A 545-nucleotide genomic window follows, 5' to 3' on the forward strand; every position below is an offset into this window, starting at 1 on the left:
TGATCGGCCAACCACGGCAGCGCGTCGGTACCCACCTCGCCCTGCCACACGTGCCGCTCCGGCTCCTCGGCCAGCCGCACGTGGGGGCCCAACAGCGGATGGACCGCCACGCTGCTCCCGTGCGCGAGGCGATCGGTGGTGTCGTTGAGCAGTAGGCGCCGGTGCGTCCATGCCGGCAACGTCGCGTCGACCAGACGGCCGCCGGGATAGAGGACCGAGAAGTCCACCGCCGCACCGGCCGCATACAAGTCACCCAGCAGCCCGCGCAGGCCGTTCGGCAGCGGCTGTTCACGGCGCATGCCGGCCAACGCCGCCACCGACGAGTCCAGGCTGCGGGCGGTCTGGTCGACCGCGTGGGTCAGCAGCGGATGCGGGCTCAGTTCGGTGAAGACGCGGTAGCCGTCTTCCAGGGCGGCCTGCACCGCCGCGGCGAACCGGACCGTGTGGCGCAGGTTGTCCGCCCAGTAGTAGGCGTCGCAGTAGGGCTCTTCCCGCGGGTCGAACGACGTCGCCGAGTAGTAGGGGACCTCCGGTTCCAGCGGGCT

The 545-nt window shown here is 71.4% G+C and carries 1 protein-coding gene; it reads right to left on the reverse strand.

Features of this window, described 5'->3' with window-relative positions; genetic code table 11:
- Positions 1-545 (reverse strand): acyltransferase domain-containing protein (locus BST27_RS30800; protein ID WP_139805522.1); only part of this gene is annotated, 545 nt, incomplete at both ends.

This window comes from Mycobacterium intermedium, from assembly GCF_002086275.1.
GTDB classification, from domain to species: Bacteria; Actinomycetota; Actinomycetes; order Mycobacteriales; family Mycobacteriaceae; genus Mycobacterium; species Mycobacterium intermedium.